This window comes from Leclercia sp. CFBP8987 (genome assembly GCF_034044995.2).
Classification (GTDB): domain Bacteria; phylum Pseudomonadota; class Gammaproteobacteria; order Enterobacterales; family Enterobacteriaceae; genus Enterobacter; species Enterobacter tamurae.
The window spans coordinates 338,808-351,670 of sequence record NZ_CM188255.1 but is presented as its reverse complement, the minus strand read 5'-3'; the positions used below and the strand labels follow the sequence as shown (position 1 = coordinate 351,670).

Here is a 12,863-nt window from a genome sequence, read left to right as displayed (position 1 = left end):
ATCTCTGTTCCGGCGGGTCTTTGTGTCGGCTGGTGATGGCTTTTTGGGGGATTTATTATGGCAATTCTGGTCACGGGTGGCGCAGGCTATATTGGTTCTCATACGGTGCTGGCATTACTGGAGAGAGGCGAAGATGTTGTCGTCCTTGATAACCTCTCTAATGCCTCGCAGGAGTCATTACGCCGGGTCGCAGAATTAACCGGCAAACAGCCAGTAATTTGCATCGCTGATATTCTGGATCGTCACGCGTTAAAAACCCTTTTCTCGCAATACACCATCACCGACGTTATCCATTTCGCCGGTCTTAAATCCGTTTCAGAGTCCATTGCCCATCCCCTCGCCTATTACGAAAATAATGTTGTCGGGACACTAGTGCTGCTGGATGAAATGCAGCGCGCGGGCATCCACAGTCTTATTTTCAGCTCCTCGGCCACGGTGTATGGCAATCCCGAATCGGTGCCTTTAAGCGAGCAGTCGCGCACCGGCGGTACCACCAATCCGTACGGTACCTCCAAGCTGATGGTGGAGCAGATTTTAGCTGATTTTTCCGTCGCCGAGCCGCACTTCAGGATCACCTGTCTGCGCTATTTCAATCCCGTTGGCGCGCATCCCTCCGGGCGTCTGGGAGAAGATCCGAACGGTATTCCGAATAACCTGGTGCCCTATATTTCTCAGGTGGCCATCGGCAAGCTGCCGTGCCTGACGGTCTTTGGTGATGATTATCCGACGCCGGACGGCACCGGCGTGCGGGACTATATTCACGTGATGGATCTCGCCCACGGCCATCTGGCCGCGCTGGATCATAAAGACGAGGGCGAGGCATTTAAGGCCATCAATCTCGGTACCGGGGTGGGCTATTCGGTGATGGATCTGATCAAGGCTTTTGAAAAAGCCGCCCAGACCAAGATTAACTACCGGGTTGTCGGCAGACGTTCCGGCGACGTGGCAGAGTGCTGGTCGGACTCATCGCTGGCACGCCAGCAGCTGGGATGGCAGGCCACGCGCAATCTCGAGGAGATGATGCGCGACGCCTGGAACTGGCAGAAGAACAATCCCGGCGGTTACAGCGCCTGATTACTGGTATTTCAGATTGAGCCACCAGTCCCAAATCCCGACGTGGTAGTTCTGGAAAACGTCTATGCCCAGCGCAGATTTGATCATGTACAACGTCAGCAGCACGCAACACAGCAGGAACAGGGTGGCGAACAGGATAAGAAACGTCACCACGATACGCGACAGCTTTGACTCCGGACGCGAGCGGGCACGCAGATCCCGTCCCAGCAGGAACACCATATAGAGGCGTTTGCCGAAGAAAGGAAAACTTTTACGGAAATCGATCCGGTGCCGCGACGCCAGGGTAACCGAGACAATCGCGCTCTCGATCTCCTCTTTTTGCTCCGGGGTCAGCTGGGCGCTGACATCCTTATCAAGCACTTCATAAAAACGGTCGATAACAATCGGGTTTCGGGGCTTACTGGTCAATTTTAACCTATTGTTTTGTCTAATCTATGGTAAATGGACACGGTTTTTCTGGCGATCTCATCCCAGTTGTAACGCTGCAAAAAATCGCCGTAATCAATCCGGGGTGAGTCCGCCCATCGGGACATTTTATCTGCCAGGTCAGCGACATTACCCAGCTTAAAACTGGTCTCAGCCGGTAAGCCGACCTCAAGGTTCGGCAAAATATCGCTCACCACCACCGGGAGCGAAAACGACATCGCCTCCAGCAGCGCAATGGGCAATCCCTCATGGTACGAGGGCATCACAAACAGCGAGGCCTGAGAGAAGACGACCTGCAGCGCCTCACCTTTTAAAAAGCCGGTCATCACGACGCCGGGCGTCTGAAACGCCAGCTGTTTCAGGTGGATGCTGTACTCCGTATCATGATCCGCATCCCCGACCAATACCAGCGGCAGCGTCAGGCCCGACTGCTGGTACGCGGCGATGGCATCATGCATCCCCTTCTCTTCAACGAACCGCCCGACCATCACGATATAACGCCCGGGCTGCAACTCATACCGCCCGAGGATCCTGTCGATGGTCTCGTCAGCCAGCGGCTCCGGCACGTTAACGCCGTTATAAACCAGATGCGCATTGTAGCGATGGTATTTCTGCTGGATCAGCTGGTTGATCACCTCAGAAATAACAATCACTTCGTGGGCATACTTCACCGCCACTTTCTCACCGAGCATCAGGATTTTTTTTGCCATCCTGCCCCACTTCTGGCGCTCGTAGTCCGGCCCATGATGGGTAAAGACCACACGTTTGCCCATCAGGCGTAGCAACGGCACCACGAGGCCGGGTCCAATGGCGTGAACATGCACAATATCGGATCGGTCAACGAATGTCCTCAACGCCGCAATAACAGAGTGCACAATGGCTTCGAAACTGCGTTTTTTGGGCGCCCAGATCGCCAGCGTCTCGACATTTTTATAGCTCGAGCGCCGGTAGTGGACATAGGGTGACCGGGCGATCACGCAGATCTCCACGTCATATTGCTGGCGGATAGCCGGATACAGATTCTGACAATGGGTTTCGACGCCGCCTAATACATCGGGGATCCCGCGGGTACCCAACACCGTGATTTTTTTTGGCATATTATGGCCTGTCGAGCAGTTCGCGATAGAGCGACTGCAACGTCTCCATGTGCTTGCGCAGTGAGTATTTCTGGCAAAGCCGTACCCGGCCTTTCAGCCCCATCGCATGGGCCTGCGCCGGGTTTTCCGCCATCACGTCCAGCGCATCGGCCAGATCCTGAGCGTTGCCAGGTTCAAACAGCAATCCCTCCACACCGTGACGTACCTGCTCCGGGATCCCGCCGATGCGGGCGCCCACCACGGCCCGGGCGAATGACATCGCCTCCAGCACCGCCATGGAGCAGTTTTCATAACACTCTGACGGCAGCACCACGGCCCGGGCGTTTTGAATCAACGCATCCAGCGCCGGGCCCTGCTGCACATAGCCGAGGAACTCCGCGTTGGGATAGTCCACCACCATCTCGTCATACAGCGGCCCGTGGCCGACGATTTTTAACGGCATGTGATTGCGCATGAGCTGATGCGCCCGGGCCAGGGTCGGGACCCCTTTCTCCCGGCTCAAACGCCCGACGTACAGCAGGTATCCCTCATCCTTCCCCGCCTCCGGCGTGTGGCTGTCGTTGATACCGTTCACAATCACATCGATGCGCGAATCCGGCAGAGAGCGTTTCAGCTCGCTACGCAGAAACTCGCTCGGGGAGACAATAACGTCCAGCGCCTGATAATTTTGCGCGATGTACTGCCAGGTCGCCTCCAGCGACAGCAGCAGGCTCTTCGACGCCGAGCCCTCCTGGCAGCGATAGCGAAACGCATTAAAGACGCTGCCCGTGACGCAGGCGTCACACACTTTGCCGTCGCGCAGCATCGAGTACGACGGGCACATAATCTTATAGTCGTGGGCGGTCAGAACGGTCTTACAGCCGAAATCCCGGGCGACCTTGATCAGGGCCGGGGTCAGCTGGTGATAGATATTGTGGAAATGGACGATCTCCGGGCGCGTCTGCTCCAGCAGCGCCCGCATTTTTTTACAGGCCGCCCGGTTGTGAATAAAGTTGATGGCGGTTTTCGCCCCCGCCAGCAGGCCGCCCTCTTTGTGATAATCGACATTGCTGACGAAGTGGTCGGCATACTCAGACGGAAAGTTCTTCTCATGCTGCATGGAGAAATCGATCACCTCCACACCGGCCTCTTTCAGCATCTGACGTTCCTGAAAATAGACCGTCTCAGCGCCTCCTTTGATAAAGAAGAACTTATTCACCAGTAAGACTTTCATTACTCTACCTGTTCATGAATAACTTTATTATCCGGCGGAACCCGGGGATCGCGCTGCGGGTGGAAAAGCCCTTTCACCAGTCCGGCAGAGAGCACGGCGAGGTTGATCACGCTGTTCAGGCCATTTTTTAATGAGCGGTTACGCAGGGTTTTTAGCAGGATAAAGGCCAGCAGCGGCAACAGCGCGATATCAATCAGGCTGACGTCGAAAGAGAAGAAGGCAATCAGCACGATGAAGATGTAGCTCGCAAAGATCACTTCGTTTTTCACCATCATCAACGCATCACGGAACCAGGGTTTCCCCCACGCGCTGCGCAGCAGTTCGCCGGGCGCCTGATGGAAGCCGCTCTTCCAGCGATAGCGCAGCATCCTGAAGGTCGGCATCGTGTAGGAGGTATGACGGAAATAGGGCACGTTCAGGCGATGCAGTTTATAGCCCGCGGCCAGCAGGCGCATGCCTAACTCCGCCTCTTCATAGGCGTGCAGGCTGCGGTTGGTCAGGTAGCCGATATCGGCAATCGCAGACAGGCGATACAGGCCGCCGCCACCCAGATGGTCGCTGTCCCCCAGCGGGTAGATTTTATTGATACGCTGCTTGCGGGAGGTAAATTCGTAGTTTGAGGCGTCATCCATCTCCACCGTACCGGCCACGCCAGCGTACGTCGGGTTATTCTGCAAAAACGCCACCGCATGATCGATAAAACCGGGCTCCAGCTCCATATCGCCATCCATCAGCAGGATGAACTCCCCTTCGCTGTGAAGGTAGCCCAGCTGATGCCCGACGCCGCAGCAGCGGTCTGTCGGTTCGGTTAACGACACCACCATCACCCCTTTATCGCTGGCCAACTGCTGGGTGTTATCCGTTGAAAGACTGTCGGCAACAATAATTTTATGCGGATACGTACCCAGCTGGCTGCGGATACTGTCGATGGTTTTCTCAATACATTCGGCTTCGTTAAAGGTTTTGATACTGACGGTAATAAAGGGTTTGTACATCAATAATGCCCCGTATGACGGCGTACGGTCCGGCGAATAATCAAACTGGAACCTAACGACATATAAAACAAGAACTGCAACATTGGCGTAATCATCAGTATCTGGCTGTACGGCAGGCTGAGCAGACAGGCGATGGCGAAGATGTTAAACGCCGGCGCAAAGCTCAGAAGCTGAACGTCCGGCTTATCGAGCTGCTCCACAGACAACACCGGCTCGGGCCGGGCCGCCTTCAGGATGTAGATAAACAGGCCCACAAACAGCACCGTCCCCACCACGCCCACTTCCCATAACAACATGCTCAGGGAGGTACTATCGAGATACAGGTTATAATACTGATGCAGGAAGCCAGGGGAGACGGCGCTGCCGCTGTTGGTGGCGTTCAGGCCGTAGCCGAACAGCGTTCCCGGCAGCCCTGACAGATCGTTATGCTGTGCCCAGAACAGCAGAGAGGTGAAGCGGCCCACTTCCCCGCCGGGGGTAATAAAGTCCGGATCGAAGATGTAATCCATGGAGTCGAGGAAGACCACGAAGGGGTTCTCCGCCGTATCGCCGCCGTAGGCCGTTGAATAGGTATAGGCCAGAGCGACGACCGCCAGCCCGATCAGCAGCGCCATGCCGATCAGAATAGAGAGCAGCACGCCCAGGTTGACCTTGCTCGCCTCTTTAACCCAGGAGGGGGTCAGCCACACCCAGCCCAGCAGCAGCGGCGACAGCAGGATCACGAATTTAACTTCGCCAATGATGCACATCACAAACCCCAGCACGATATGCAGCGCCATGGATTTGAAGCTGGCCAGCCCATGTTTATATTCCGAGACTTTAAGCAGCATGATCAGCAGACAGAACAGCCCCATCGCGGCAGTGTTGCCGCCACCCATAGGATCGCCGCCAAAGGTCCCCACCACCGAGTCCCATTTCTCCGCCTCGCCGCGCAGCGCCACGCGCTCCGGCAGGACAAAGATCAGCTGATAAATGGCCACCGGGAACTGGATGTAAAACACCCAGTACAGCGCCCGGGTCACCTGATAGATCTGCGATTCCCGGCAGAAGCCCAGCAGCAGGCAGACCATTACCAGCGACAGCCCAATCTCGTTCTTGAATCCGACGAGGGTAATCAGCGCCCCGCCCTGAAAGAGGGTCGACATACCGGCCAGTACGATAAAAGCACCATACAGCGTCAGGATGATGGCTTCCTGGACATCCAGTCGCATGGGCTCTTCGCGGGTCTGCAATACCAGGAAACCGGCCATCAGCAGCGTCATGACAAAGGGCAGCCACAGTACCGCCAGCTCACCGGTAAAATACTGCACCAGCCCGCAGAAGATCAGGGTAAACAGCGCGAAGCTCTGTAAATAATGTCCGGTATTAAGATTCATGATGTCACTGACCCGTTTCTCAGAATGTCGGCGCGCTTGTTCACCTTCAGGTAGATAAAGGCGTAGCGGATAAACGTCAGAATCGAAAATAAGATGATGGATGTCGCATAGTCATTGTAGAAATAGGGCACAACGACGAACGCGATCCCCACGATCGCCAGTTGCTCAAGCTGGATCCGCAGGAAGTAGCGGTGCGAGCCAAAAATCAGCTCTATCACCGTCAGCGGACAGACCGCCAGCGCCGGGAACAGGTACGGCAGCATATAGCGCGAAGTCGGCACGGAGGCGATCCACTCCTCGCTGAACCCCAGATTCATCACAATCGGGTAGAAGATAAACACGCCCAGCGTGCAGACCACTCCCAGCACCAACAGCAGCAGCCGGACCTTCGTGTACTCTTCGTAGTTGAAGATGTTGTTTCTGAAATCAATCGACCATTTCGAGAAAATGGTATTGCGCACCGCATTGCCGATGATCACCACCGGGGCCAGGCAGAAGCGGCTGACCACCGAGAAGTAGCCCGCCGTCAGGGCCGAGAACCAGAAGTTGATCAGCATAATCGGCAGGTTGTTGCTCGCCATCGCCAGCACTTCGGCACTGCCCACTTTGGTAACGTGATGAATATTTTTTTTCAGGAACGCCAGGTTACTGGAGGGCCGCAGGTGATGCAGGGTGATGCTGCGAAGATCAAATGCCCGCATGATGCAGGCGCTGGTCAGCACCATCATCAGGATCGCCCACATCCAGTAAAACGCCATCACCTGGCGGGTGAGCAGGACGGACAGCACCACCACCACCGAAACGGAGATGCGCTGGACCACCAGAAAGCGAAAGTTTGCCGTCCGCAGCGACAGGTTTTCTGCCACCAGCACCCAGGTATTCGAGAGCGTAAGCAAGTACAGAAAGAGCATGTTCTGATGAAACAGCCAGCCCGTCAGCACGGCATAGGGGACGGCGATGGTCAGGCTTTGCAGGAGACAAAACACCACGTTCTGCGCCAGTTCCTCATCCGGCTGCCTGGGGATCAACAGCTGTGAGGCAAAGGTACAGACCTGGGCCCCAATCAGGGCAATACTGTAGTTGAGCGCGTAGAGCCCCACTTCGCCAAGATCGTACTTATGCGAAATGAGCCAGATCGACAGGGCACCAATCAGCTGTGAAATAACTGATGACCCTGCGATCGTGGAGGCGCTCCTGAGCAGGCTCATGCCCGGCCTGTGTTGTTCATCAATTCATGGGTATGGTAGTTGAGCGAACGCAGCCCCTCTTTGCTCTCCAGATTTTTATCCACCACCTGATTCAGCACCCCACCGATCACCACGCAGCGATCGCTGGCGGCTTTATCAACGGCATGGGCGATGGTATCGGCACTGTTCTGGCCCGCTTTCAGGACGAAGATCAGACCATCCGTCACCTGGCTCACCAGCTGCACTTCCTGGCTCTGATTCACCGCAGCCACATCAATGATGATGCGCTGATAACGGCTGCGCAGCGTCTCGAGCAGCGGTTTTAACCGTTCAGGCGACAGCAGCAGCAGCGCCGAGACCGGGGTATTGCCGCGCGGCAGGAAATCGAGCTTATCGTTGACCTTCACCAGCACGCTGTCAGTGTCGCCTTCACCGCGCAGCACTTCCGCCACGCCCGGCGCTTTTGGTGAGCCCAGCTCGCCCGACAGACCGTCGTTGTTGAAGAAGTCCATATCAATCAGCAGCGTTTTCTGGTCAAAGCTAAAGGAGTTCGCCAGCAGGTTCGCCAGCAGCGTCCGTCCCTCTCCGGCTTCCGCCGAGGTGACGGCGATAACCTGCAGCGGGTGACTGCTCAGCATGATCTGCGTACGCATGCTGTGAATAACGTCGGCATTGAGCGGATCGCTGAACATCAGATCGCGGATCTTGCCCCGTCCTCCCACGCCCCTGAAGCGGCGAATCTCCCCCAGCGGCATAAGGTTAAGCCGTTTCTGCATCTGGCTGAGGGTATTCACAGACCGGTCCGTCGCCGCTTTCACCATCACGTACATGACGTAGAAGAGCATCACCAGCAGCACGATCATCAGCATCAGCAACGGTTTATTCGGCTTCGCAGGACGCGTGGCGGGCACGGCAGGATCGTAAAGCTCCGCGTCGGCATCGGTATAGGTGCCCGGCAGCATCAGCTCCTGCGTACGCTGGTAGACCACCTTGTACATCTCTTCCGTTTTATCCAGTGCCAGCTTCAGTTCGTTGTAGCCTTCGCGCTTCATCGACAGCTTCTGGAAGTTCTGGCGCTGCTCATCCAACTGCTTCTGGTAATTCTTTTCATCCGCCACCGCCGCCTCGTAGCTCTGGCGTAACCCGGCCTCCTGCTCTCTGAGGGTCATCGCCGTTTGCGCCTGGATCGCGCTGATACGGGCCCGCGCCTGGATCACTTTGTCATGCTGTGGCCCGTAGGATTTCTCCAGCTGAGAAAGCTCGCTGTTAGCCTGGATCAACGCAATACGTAAATCCTGGATCTGGGCATGATTTGAGATCGACGGCAGCGAGATGGCTCTGCCGCCACCGGAACGCACTTCATTATAGATAGACTCAGCCGCCACCCGACGCTCGGTGGCATTCGCCAGACGGTTGGTGACAATGCCCATCTGTTCGGTTTCAAACCCGTCAACGCCGCGGAAGGTCAGTAACCCCGCTTTCGCCAGATAGTCATCCAGCGCAGTTTTCTGCTGGATCATCTGCTGCTTGAGCTGCTGCAGCTTGTGCTGGTTATCTTCGCTGGCCTGCAGCGTTTTCTGCTGCTTGAGCCCTAAGCTGTAATTGATAAACGACTCAGCCACCCCGTTGGCAATATCTGCCGACAGCTGCGGCGAGGTGGACTCATACGAGACGGTGGCCAGATGGGTGGTACGCACGCTGTTAATGGTGAGGTTCTTGCTCAACGTTTTCAGCGCATTGTCGATCCGCTGCTGCTCGCTCTCTTTCCCCGTTGCGCCGTCATCGTTGCTGCCGGTGAACGCGGGATTTTGATCCAGCTTCAGGGTACGCACCGCCTGCTCAAGCACCACGCGCGACTGCATCAGCGCGTTTTGAGTTTCGTAATACCCATTACGGGTTGAGTCATATCCCTCAACCTTCTGGAAAGGGGTGACATTATCGGGCTGGGCTTTGAGCAGGACCGTGGCCGTAGAGACATATTTTGACGGCATCAAACTCATTAGTGGCCAGGCAATCGCCCCGGCAATAATGCCGGCGAGAATGATTTTCCAGAGGTTCTTTTTTATTTCACTGGCAAATCTGGCGATATCGATAGCGCTTTCTCGCTTTTTGCCATTTTCCACTATTGATAGTTTCATGGTCAGAAGAACCCTATGCCTATAATTACGAGATCACCGGGGAGCACGGAGTGAGTCACATCAACATTTTCGAGTAACTCGCCAGTGGATGATTGTCGAATACTGAGGTCACTGCGGTCTGCACGGTCGGTATATCCCCCGCCTAAGGCGATAGCTTTTTCCACGGTCAGCCCTGGTTCATAGGCATAACCATTGGGATTCTCTATCTCACCCGAGATATAGAATTTGCGGAATTCAGCAATATTCACGGTCACCATGGGATTAAGCACAAACCCTTTACGCAGGCGTTGCGTAATCTCTGCATCGACCTGACTTGCGGATTTGCCCTTTAATTCCAGCCTGCCAATATAGGGGTAATTAATAGCCCCACTATTATCAAGTACTACTTTCATGGTCAGGTCAGGTTGCCCGGCAACGTTAATGTTGACGGTATCACCGGAGCCCAGTAAATAATTTGCTGTATCAACCACGCTATTGTCCTTTAACGTCGGCTGCGGTGATTTGCAGCCAGCGAAAACAATGCTGAGGAGTAAAAACGCGCACAGTTTAATTATTTTCATTTTAAATCTGAACCTTAGCTGTAAGCATAATCAAAGATTGATCATAGCCCAACGTTTCAGTCACTACGCGGTCATCGTTGGGGCCGATGGTAAACGTATCTGTATCTTTATTAGACTTAAGCGTATCAAGATGATATTCCACACCAACGTTAATCGATGGTGTGAGGTCATAACCGACAATAAATGAAAACACGCCATTCTTGTCGTGACGATCCTTGTCCTGATCTTTGTAGTCTTCGGTGATGTATGCGTAATCAAGCAACGTCGTTAAACGGTCGTTCATCCATAGGTGTTTGTAAGAGATGCCGTATTCCGTGACTAAATTATATCCTCCCGCTTCGGAAGGGTCTTTAATACTTTGGGATGTTCTTAACGTAAAAATTGACTGCTGAAGAGGTCGCCATTCACCGAGAATATCCCAGTTAATCCCGTTGAAATCCTTCGACCCGGGGTTATTTTCAAAGGTTTTATAGAGCCACGACACGTTCGCATCGACGTTTGTTTTGCCCGTTACCTGCGACTGAATGCCGTAACGCAAATAATATTCATTACTGTCTTTTTCCGACGCATGGCCATAACGAAACTGGTTGGTAATAAAACTATAGCGAAAACGCGTCTTAGATGTGTACTGATCGAAAATTTCTGCAATCAGCGTATTTTCATCCCACTCCTGCTCGTCGATATATTGTGCGAAGTCCTTATCCTGGCTTTCAACCTGACCGGTATTGCCAAAGGTCCACTTGCGGTGCATCAACGCCAGGTCTGCCCTTCCCCGTCCGTCCGGCGCACCATAACTATAGCGTAGCTCGCTGTTGAACAGATTGGTGGTTAACGGTGACCTAACGCCAAATTGCCGGAACTGTTCAGGCAGAAATCCTTCCGTCACCCCGCGCCCGCGCGCCTCATGACCGAGTGAATCTTCAAGATTCAGGGTCAGGCCATGCATCAGACCAAAACGCCAGTCACCTTTGAAGCGGAAGAGGTGATCGTCATAATCGTCCGTAGAATCGCTGGAGTAGTGGCGATAATCCCCGGAGTACATCAGCAGGTATTTATCCTGCCCACGTTCCCCGTTCAGCGTTATCACGGGCTTGAGCCCCTGGAAGTCGGAGCCTTTAGCGTCGCTATCGTGATGCTGGTAGGTCACGTTATCGTTATGCCCGTAATCCACACCGACGTTGCTTTGAAAATCGATGCCCGCCCAACCGATGTGTGATTTTGGCGTTAATTCTGCCACGGCAACCGGAGACGCTATCATCCCAGCGATAATAATAATTTTAGTATGCATTCTTACCGACAAATCCCTTAAAAATGGTTTTAATGATGATTTTTATATCTAACCAAAAGGACCAGTTCTGAATATATTCAATGTCGTACTGGACTCGCTTTTCCATTTTGTATAGCGCATCAATTTCGCCACGATAGCCATTAATTTGCGCTAAACCTGTGATCCCAGGCTTTACTTTATGGCGAATCATGTAGTTTTCGACTTGCTTACGGTAAAGCTCGTTGTGCGCCACAGCGTGCGGCCGTGGCCCGACAATAGACATATTCCCCTGTATTACATTAATGAACTGCGGCAGTTCATCCAGAGATGTCCGACGTAAGAATGCGCCAAAGCGGGTGACCCGAGGATCGTCTCGTGTCGCCTGAACCACCTTGTCGGTATTTTCCATCACTTTCATCGTCCGGAACTTCCAGACTTTAATCTTCTGCCCGCTCAGGCCATAGCGATCCTGTTTGAAGAAAACAGGCCCACGTGAAGTGAGTTTGATGCCGATGGCAATTACGATCATTAACAGCACAATCATTACCATAATCACGCTGCCCAGCACCAGATCTTCTGCGCGTTTAATAAACGCCCCCACCCCGTCCAGCGGGGAGGTGAAAATGCCGATGGTCTGCAGGTTGTGGATGGAACGGATCTGAGAGGTATTGGTGCTGTAAGCGTAAAAGTCCGGCACAATATAAGTATCCACCGTGGTATCGGACATCATCGCCAGAAAATGGCGGATGCGATCCAGCGCCACCATCGGCAGGGCAATATAAATTTCGTCGACCCGGCCGGCATTGGCCTCTTCAACCAGCTTGATCACCGGCCCGTTATAGGGGCTGGTAATTTTGGTGGCCAGCTCGCCAAGCCGCTCAGGGCCACGCTCATCGTAGAAGGCGAGGTCCAGTTGAACGTCAGCGTACTCCAGGCGCAGCGCCCGTTCAGCCGCCAGGCCGTTATCGGTAATGCCGATAATGGCCACCCTTATTTTCTTTTTCGCCGACAGCTTAAAAATAATCAGACGGACGACATAGAGAAAAGGGATCGGCGAGGCGTACCAGAGCGGCATAGCAGGAATATTACGCACGTCGATAAAGCTGACGTAGCCTAAGGCGTATAATTTCGCGACCAGCAGACGCACCAGGCCGATAAAAAGGATGGCTAAAAAAGCGGTCAAAAACAGGCGTCTTTGGTTACGCAAATTGTTGTTTTTAGGACGATAGAGATAGCACTGCGTGTATTCACCAAACAGTAAAAAGGCAGTGGAGTACAGTAAGCTGATCAAAATTACAGTATCGAAAGATTCCATTTTCAATACCCAACCACTGAGTATTAAAATTAAATTAATTGAAAAGAAATCAATTAATTTAATGAATACCGAGTAACTTCCATGGGTGATCTTTTGCGAATTTCTCAGCATGTCCAGCCCTACTTATAATTTATCTTCGGTATTATTTTTGCTGTGCCCGTTGCACCTGTGGATATATTACAAAAGTTAAAATGCCGTTTCGGGAAAAGGTAAAC

At 53.6% G+C, this 12,863-nt stretch carries 11 protein-coding genes; 1 reads left to right on the top strand and 10 read right to left on the bottom strand.

Annotated features, from left to right (window positions below; genetic code table 11):
• The first annotated feature begins 57 nt into the window (after positions 1–57).
• A complete protein-coding gene (gene galE / locus SOM40_RS01645) occupies positions 58–1,074 on the top strand; it encodes a UDP-glucose 4-epimerase GalE (RefSeq protein ID WP_312190696.1) in 1,017 nt (338 codons plus the stop codon).
• On the opposite strand, the gene SOM40_RS01640 is transcribed toward galE, so the two are convergent.
• Genes SOM40_RS01640 through SOM40_RS01595 form a run of 10 tightly spaced genes read right to left on the bottom strand, consistent with a single transcriptional unit; the run spans position 1,075 to position 12,759 of the window.
• Positions 1,075–1,482, bottom strand: coding sequence for a hypothetical protein (locus SOM40_RS01640; RefSeq protein ID WP_166181352.1), 408 nt, complete (start codon positions 1,480–1,482; stop codon positions 1,075–1,077).
• Between the two features lie 2 nt (positions 1,483–1,484).
• The gene (locus tag SOM40_RS01635) at positions 1,485–2,597 is read right to left on the bottom strand and encodes a glycosyltransferase family 4 protein (RefSeq protein WP_261644584.1); all 1,113 of its coding nucleotides are present in this window, start codon (positions 2,595–2,597) and stop codon (positions 1,485–1,487) included.
• A 1-nt stretch (position 2,598) separates the two neighbouring features.
• Complete coding sequence (locus SOM40_RS01630) at positions 2,599–3,810, bottom strand: glycosyltransferase family 4 protein (protein ID WP_320529825.1); 1,212 nt, start codon at positions 3,808–3,810, stop codon at positions 2,599–2,601.
• Positions 3,810–4,808 carry a glycosyltransferase family 2 protein gene (locus SOM40_RS01625; protein ID WP_320529824.1) on the bottom strand — a complete coding sequence of 333 codons (999 nt, stop codon included), beginning with the start codon at positions 4,806–4,808 and terminating at the stop codon, positions 3,810–3,812. Before SOM40_RS01625 ends, SOM40_RS01630 begins: the two co-directional genes overlap by 1 nt.
• Positions 4,805–6,181, bottom strand: coding sequence for a capsular biosynthesis protein (locus SOM40_RS01620; RefSeq protein WP_320529823.1), 1,377 nt, complete (start codon positions 6,179–6,181; stop codon positions 4,805–4,807). Before SOM40_RS01620 ends, SOM40_RS01625 begins: the two co-directional genes overlap by 4 nt.
• Complete coding sequence (locus SOM40_RS01615; RefSeq protein ID WP_320529822.1) at positions 6,178–7,389, bottom strand: polysaccharide biosynthesis protein; 1,212 nt, start codon at positions 7,387–7,389, stop codon at positions 6,178–6,180. The genes SOM40_RS01620 and SOM40_RS01615 overlap by 4 nt, the downstream gene beginning before the upstream one ends.
• The gene (locus SOM40_RS01610; RefSeq protein WP_320529821.1) at positions 7,386–9,506 is read right to left on the bottom strand and encodes a GumC family protein; all 2,121 of its coding nucleotides are present in this window, start codon (positions 9,504–9,506) and stop codon (positions 7,386–7,388) included. Before SOM40_RS01610 ends, SOM40_RS01615 begins: the two co-directional genes overlap by 4 nt.
• Positions 9,507–9,508: 2 nt before the next feature.
• Complete coding sequence (locus SOM40_RS01605; RefSeq protein ID WP_106993993.1) at positions 9,509–10,066, bottom strand: polysaccharide biosynthesis/export family protein; 558 nt, start codon at positions 10,064–10,066, stop codon at positions 9,509–9,511.
• Between the two features lies 1 nt (position 10,067).
• Positions 10,068–11,354 carry an outer membrane beta-barrel protein gene (locus tag SOM40_RS01600; protein ID WP_166181346.1) on the bottom strand — a complete coding sequence of 429 codons (1,287 nt, stop codon included), beginning with the start codon at positions 11,352–11,354 and terminating at the stop codon, positions 10,068–10,070.
• Entirely contained in the window at positions 11,344–12,759 is a 1,416-nt protein-coding gene (locus SOM40_RS01595; RefSeq protein WP_106993991.1) for an undecaprenyl-phosphate glucose phosphotransferase, read from the bottom strand. The genes SOM40_RS01600 and SOM40_RS01595 overlap by 11 nt, the downstream gene beginning before the upstream one ends.
• Positions 12,760–12,863: the final 104 nt, after the last annotated feature.